This window comes from Bradyrhizobium sp. NAS96.2 (assembly GCF_001908235.1).
Classification (GTDB): Bacteria; Pseudomonadota; Alphaproteobacteria; order Rhizobiales; family Xanthobacteraceae; genus Bradyrhizobium.
This window is the reverse complement of record NZ_LGHK01000105.1, coordinates 1-5,562: the sequence shown is the minus strand read 5'-3', so window position 1 is coordinate 5,562 and position 5,562 is coordinate 1. Positions and strand designations below refer to the sequence as shown.

General features: G+C 62.1%; 6 protein-coding genes and 3 pseudogenes. 6 read left to right on the top strand and 3 right to left on the bottom strand.

The window, feature by feature from the left end:
* A pseudogene (locus tag AC628_RS23005) lies at positions 1 to 300 on the bottom strand (hypothetical protein); the annotation flags it as partial.
* A gap of 49 nt (positions 301 to 349) precedes the next feature.
* On the opposite strand from AC628_RS23005, the pseudogene AC628_RS45455 reads away from it, so the two are divergent.
* The 3 genes and pseudogenes from AC628_RS45455 to AC628_RS22990 all read left to right on the top strand — a co-directional run.
* Positions 350 to 613: pseudogene (locus AC628_RS45455) on the top strand (hypothetical protein); the annotation flags it as partial.
* A complete protein-coding gene (locus AC628_RS22995) occupies positions 610 to 1,074 on the top strand; it encodes a hypothetical protein (protein WP_074129005.1) in 465 nt (154 codons plus the stop codon). The pseudogene AC628_RS45455 and the gene AC628_RS22995, both read left to right, overlap by 4 nt.
* 50 nt (positions 1,075 to 1,124) lie before the next feature.
* Positions 1,125 to 1,331 carry a hypothetical protein gene (locus tag AC628_RS22990; RefSeq protein ID WP_074129004.1) on the top strand — a complete coding sequence of 69 codons (207 nt, stop codon included), beginning with the start codon at positions 1,125 to 1,127 and terminating at the stop codon, positions 1,329 to 1,331.
* A 532-nt stretch (positions 1,332 to 1,863) separates the two neighbouring features.
* On the opposite strand, the gene AC628_RS44155 is transcribed toward AC628_RS22990, so the two are convergent.
* A complete protein-coding gene (locus AC628_RS44155; RefSeq protein ID WP_168193427.1) occupies positions 1,864 to 2,025 on the bottom strand; it encodes a hypothetical protein in 162 nt (53 codons plus the stop codon).
* A gap of 187 nt (positions 2,026 to 2,212) precedes the next feature.
* Between AC628_RS44155 and AC628_RS22980 the strand changes: the two genes are divergently transcribed.
* Positions 2,213 to 2,509, top strand: a complete 297-nt coding sequence (locus tag AC628_RS22980; RefSeq protein WP_074129002.1) for a hypothetical protein — start codon at positions 2,213 to 2,215, stop codon at positions 2,507 to 2,509.
* Positions 2,510 to 2,555: 46 nt separating this feature from the next.
* The gene (gene ku, locus AC628_RS22975) at positions 2,556 to 3,404 is read left to right on the top strand and encodes a non-homologous end joining protein Ku (RefSeq protein WP_074129001.1); all 849 of its coding nucleotides are present in this window, start codon (positions 2,556 to 2,558) and stop codon (positions 3,402 to 3,404) included.
* Positions 3,405 to 3,576: 172 nt separating this feature from the next.
* Here ku and AC628_RS22970 read toward each other — a convergent pair whose 3' ends face one another.
* The gene (locus tag AC628_RS22970; RefSeq protein WP_074129000.1) at positions 3,577 to 5,268 is read right to left on the bottom strand and encodes a methyl-accepting chemotaxis protein; all 1,692 of its coding nucleotides are present in this window, start codon (positions 5,266 to 5,268) and stop codon (positions 3,577 to 3,579) included.
* Positions 5,269 to 5,452: 184 nt separating this feature from the next.
* On the opposite strand from AC628_RS22970, the pseudogene AC628_RS46005 reads away from it, so the two are divergent.
* A pseudogene (locus AC628_RS46005) lies at positions 5,453 to 5,562 on the top strand (transposase); the annotation flags it as partial.

Below are 5,562 nucleotides of genomic sequence, written 5' to 3'. Positions count from 1 at the left end.
GACCACCAGCGGGACGGGAGTGTTCGAAGGATCATCCGGTCCGCCCACGAGAACGACGAAGCTGCCGCCACCGCCGCCTTCCGAACCCCCGGCAGTTTGGCCCGCGCCGCCGGCGAGGATCTCCAGATTGTCGCCCGCGGTCAGGCTCATCTCGCCGCCCATCTCGGCGCCAGGGCCGCCGATTGCAAAGCCCGTGTTCTGCGCGCCCTGCGCGCCGAAGGCCACGATGTCGTAGATGCCGGTCGCCTGCACGGTATAATTAACGATTGCACCGGAATAATCGAATTGGGTCGTTGCCATCTGCGTTTCCTCCCGCGTTGCGTGAGCGATGCATTTCCCCCGGCGAGGTGTGTGGGCTGATGGCGGCCCAGTCGATCCATCGCCCTCAATCGATCAGGCCCTCAATGCCGGTTATCCGTGGCTCGAGATCCGATGCTCGAGGTGCAAGACGCCGCGCGCAGTCGATCTCGCCGAACTGCCCCACGTCGCCACGACGTACGTTCACGACTTCGCCGGACGGCTGCGTTGCGAGAAATGCCGTAAGGCTAACAAGCGGCCGGCCGCCGAGCTGCTGCAACTGTGGCAGCGGTGCCCGATCAGGGACGAGCCATGACCGAACTGACGCGCCGTCGCGCCTCCGACCCTCACCGCAAAGGCTGGAACGTGTTCTATGGCGATGTTCAGGTCGGCTGGATCGACGAGCGTGCCGGCGTCCCGACCGACGCCGATCAATGGGGTTGGAGCTGCGGTTTCTATCCGGGCTGCGATTCCGGGCAGCACACCAGCGGTTCTGCCGCATCATTCGAGGAAGCCCGTGGCGCTTTTGAGGTCGCGTGGGCCACGCTGCTGCCGACCCGGACAGAGGCGGACTTCGAGGCCTGGCGCCATCAGCGCGACTGGACCGAGCGCAAGCGGGCCATGTGGAACCGCGGCGAAAAGCTACCTTCTCAACAGGCATCGTCGCTGATGCGCTGTCCCTGCGGGGAGACGTTTGATAGCCACATCCCGGCCGAAAGCTATCAGCACCGCCAGCACATCTACGACACGCAAAAGAACGATGGAATTCGACGATGAGATGAAGGGAGCGCCCCTACTCCGACCCTGAGAAAGCGGCCCGCAGGATCATGGAGCACGCCCGCGCGTTCGAGCCCGTTCAGGACGGCCGGATCTACATCGAGAAAATCAATCGCCCCATGATCGACGAGGATAAGGCGACGCCAGCCGAATACTGGGCAGGCTTGATGTACGCCAAGGATCAGGGCTGGCTCGAGTACCACGAGAGTGGGACGTTCGTGAGGATGCTCCAGCCGGGCAAAGAGTTGTTCACCTGACAGGTCCCAGCGAGAGAGACTGGCGGGGGCCAAGTTTTGCCTTTTGATCTCCAGAAAAAGGCCCCGGGGCGAGTGGGCTCTCCCGGGGCCGAGTGCTGGGCGTCCAAGGTACTGCCGGCAGGACAGCACCTGAACGGCTGACAAACCGTCGCGCGACGCAACCGTTCCTATTTGAGCAGGACACTGGGACGCATCGGCATCTTTCATTTGCCCTAAAATGATAAGTCCCAGCGCCCCGGGGAAGGGTGACGCTGGGACTGAAAGCGAATGCGCCAACTCGGGGCCGGAGAACGCATTCACGGTTGCCTAATTTTCCCGATCCGGAATCGTTCCTAACGAGACGAGTTGCGGTTCAAATGGCCCCAGCACCTCTGGGGGCCCAGAGGCCGGTGCTGGGGCCTTCACTTGATCCGCCGATCTTTATCGCTTGGAGGCGGACGGCTTCGATACTGCGCCCCTCTCTAAGACTCGCGCAATAGCGTGCATGCAACAGTGTCCCCGTTCCACGGGGCTAGATGGCGGCTGGCGCCGCTCAATCCTCGGGTTGATGAGGTGTTGCGCCGAAGAACGCCGGGTCTTCGGCGATGTAGTCGAACACCTCGCCATACCTGAGGCCGAGCTTTTCATGGATCAAAGCCCAATGTGCACCGTCGGGAAGATCGAGCGCATCGACCTCCTGGATGACCTCACGCACACGCTCTTTCGAGGGTCTTTCCATTGGCCTGAAGTCGACCCGCCGCGATGCTGCGCGGCAAATCGGGAACAATGGCCGACGCCCGTCGTTCCTAAACCTGCATAGCGGGCATAAGCCAGCGCTCATCCGAACGCTGATTGACGCAGATGATATAACTGGCGGTGTCGATTTGATTCGAGACCGCATTATGAAGAGCAACGCACAACGTCGCCTGCCGTCGCAGGCACCCCGCCCTGCCTATCGCAGCCTCGCTGGCTGGGCGCTCGGGACGCTGATCGAACATCGCGCTGTGTGCGAGTGCGGACACCACGGCCATGTGCTCGACTGCGCCGACCCCGATGCGCGGAACCGGGCTCGCGAGGCAGCTTGGAACCAGCCATTTCCCGGCGCGACACCAGAGGAGTGCCTGGCCGCGATCGACGATGTCCTGCGCGGAATCGGCGATACCTGTCCGGACTGCAAGCCGCAGACTCCACTTCGCTGACCGGCGTCCTATATTGATACCATTCAGTGTAGGTGGAGTTTTGAGTATGGCCCCGCGCGCCAACTGGAAGGGCTTTTTGCGGTTGTCCTTGGTGACATGCCCGATCGCGCTGTTCCCGGCGACCTCTGAATCCGACAAGATCAGCTTCAATCAGATCAACAAAAAGACCGGTCACCGGATCAAGTATCTGAAGGTCGACGCCGACACTGGCGAAGAGGTCGAGTCCGACGACATCATCAAGGGCTACAAGGTCGACACCGACCAATATCTCGAAGTGACCAAGGACGAGCTCGAGAACATCGCGCTGGAGTCGACGCGCACCATCGAGATCGACGAGTTTGTGCCGAGGAGCGAGATCGACGATCTTTATCTCATGCGTCCTTACTACATTGTCCCGGACGGCAAGGTCGGCCACGACGCCTATGCCGTCATTCGCGAAACCATCCGCTCGCTCGATAAGGTCGCGCTCGCCCGCGTGGTTCTAACCAACCGCGAGCACGTCATCGCTCTCGAGGCGCGTGACAAGGGCCTGATGGGCATGCTGCTCCGTTACCCCTATGAGGTTCGCGACGCCGCGGAATACTTCGACGACATCCAGGATGTGAAGATCACGAAGGATATGCTGGATCTGGCCAAGCATATCGTCGAGCAGAAATCGGGACATTTCGAGCCCGACAAGTTTGAAGACCACTATGAGCAGGCGTTGCAGGAACTGCTCGACCAGAAGCGGAAGGGTCGGCCGATCGCGGCGACACGGAAGGCTGCGCCGAGCAATGTGTTCAACCTGATGGACGCTCTGAAGCAGAGCATCGAGAGCGGCGGCAAAGCCGCGCCGGCGCCGAAGTCCGCCAAGGCCAAGAAGACACCAGCCAAGCCGCGACGCAAGGCGGGCTGAAGCCGGGTCAAGAACGACATTCCGATTTCCTGGTCGCGCGTCCGTTTACTCCTCGAAAGCAGACATCCCGGATTGCAGTACACGCCCTGGTCGACTCGCTGCCACCCCGGGCAGCCAATCCACCAGAGCCTTGGAAAGAAATCCATTCGCTTGCTGGAGAACTTCCGCATGCTCAGGCCCGAACCGTGCGCAGGAAATTCGCTACCTCGTCCCTGAGTCTAGTCGAATCGCGCGACAACAGGCCGGCAGATGAGAGGAGCTGAGCCGATGCGCTGCCCGTTTCGGTTGCGCCGCGTTGCACGTCGGCGACGCCGGCACTGACCTCGCCAGTGCCTTGGGCTGCCTGCTGGATGTTTCGAGCGATCTCGTGCGTCGCCGCGCCCTGCTGCTCCACCGCGGCGGCGACCGCCGTGGCGATTTCGGACATTCTGGAAATGGTGCCGCTGATATCCGTGATGGCCGCGACCGATTTTCCCGTGGCGTCCTGCATGCTCCCGACCTGCTGGCTGATCTCTTCAGTCGCCTTGGCGGTCTGTTCGGCCAACGCCTTGACCTCGCTCGCCACCACGGCGAAGCCTCTACCGGCATCACCTGCGCGCGCCGCCTCGATCGTCGCGTTGAGCGCGAGTAGATTGGTTTGGCCTGCAATGCTGTTGATGAGGTCGACCACGTCGCCAATTCGTGCGGCCGCCTGCGCCAGACGCCCGATCTGTTCGTTCGTGATTCCGGCCTGTCGCACGGCCTCGTCCGCGATTCGCGAGGATTCCTGTACCTGGCGACCGACTTCTCCCACCGAAGCCGCCAATTCTTCGGAAGCCGACGCGACCGACTGGACATTGGTTGTGGCTTCCTCGGAGGCCGCGGCGACGCCGGTCGCCACGTTCTGCGTGCGCTCGGCCGTTGCCCTGAGCGTGCTTGCCGATGCCTCAAGCTGGCTCGAAGCCGAGGAGACTGTCTGAACGATTTCGCCCACCGCAGTCTCGAACGCGTCGGCAAGTCGATCCATCTCGCGCCGCTGGAGCTTGGCCTGCTGCCGCTCCTGCTCGGCCCTGGCTTCCTCTACCTCCTTCTTGGCGATCAGCGCCTCCTTGAACACCTGTAACGCATCGGCCATTTGCCCGATCTCGGTGCGCTCGCCCCGATGGGTTACCGCGGCCGAGAGATCGCCTCCGCTGAGGGCTTGCATCGGCGAGACGATCGCGGCGATACCTTGCGAGACGCTTCTTACCAAAAAGAAGGCAACGAGAGCGCCGAGGACTCCGGAGATCGTTGCCATCGCCAATAGCGTGTTGAAGGCATGGCTGTAGGCGCTCGCTGCCTGCTCTCCCGCTTCGCCAGCGCCTTTGTTGTTAAGGTCGATGGCACTAGCCAGGACCTTGTCGGCGTTCAGGCCGATGGGATTGACGGTCTTGCTGTTGAGCCCGTTGGCCTCTTGGGGGAAACGGCCAGCCGCCGCGCGCGACAGACGCAGCACCTCCTGAGCGCCGTGCATGTACTCGTTCCAGAGGCCGCGCCATTCGTCGTAGAGTGCGCGCTCGTGCGGACTGGAGATAAGCTTCTCGTAGTCCGCAATACCCTGAGCCATCCTTTCGGCGATCTGCTCGATCCGCTTGTCAAAGTCCGCCTTGTCCTCCGCACGGTCGCTCAAGAGGTGCTGCCGTACCGCGTTGCGATAAGTGATGGTGGTTGCGCGCAGTTCGCCGAGCACGCGCACGCTCGGAAGCCAGTTGGTCTGAATGTCGATGACGGCGGCGTGGATCACCTGCATCTTCCAGATTGCGAACGCGCTGGTGGCGATTAGCGCCAGCAAGAGGCCGACGACGACGGCGGTGATTTTGGTGCGGATGGGCATCTTCGCAAACATGGCATGGCTCCTCAAAGACCTTAATTAGCGATGCCCTCCCGTCGCAATACATCTGACAGGCGGCCGTCCCTCTCCCTGGATCGGATCAATTGCAAACAGCCCGATGCTATTGGAAGTTGTACCGATCTCGCTTTAAGTAACTCTTACCACTAACTGTCGCGCGCACGACCCTTTCGGCGGCCGGCTCGCCGATGCCCAACGCTTCGCAGCCTTTCTGGCGCCGCTCCGCACGGCGGAGTGGGTCGTCTACGCAAAGCGGCCGTTCGGCGGACCTGAGGCGGTGCTGGCTTATCT